The 222-nt window shown below is 52.7% G+C and carries 1 pseudogene; it reads left to right on the top strand.

Annotated features, from left to right (window positions below):
• Nucleotides 1–222: pseudogene (locus IAE55_RS33655) on the top strand (SDR family oxidoreductase); the annotation flags it as partial.

A 222-nucleotide genomic window follows, 5' to 3' on the forward strand; every position in this document is an offset into this window, starting at 1 on the left:
GAGGTCGTTGTAGACGTTTCGAACTCGCCTTCGTTCGAGGATAAGGCAGTTCTGGAGTTTTTCGAGACATCCACGTGCAATCTCCTTGCCGCCGAGGCAGCCGCTGGCGTGGGACACCATGTTGCTTTGTCGGTCGTTGGTACCGAGCGGCTTCTTCAAAGTGGATATTTCCGTGCGAAAATGGCTCAAGAAGAGCTGATCCAGGATTCCAAGATTCCCTAT

The sequence above is a fragment of the Paenibacillus sp. S28 genome, from assembly GCF_016624415.1.
Taxonomy (GTDB): domain Bacteria; phylum Bacillota; class Bacilli; order Paenibacillales; family Paenibacillaceae; genus Paenibacillus_AQ; species Paenibacillus_AQ favisporus.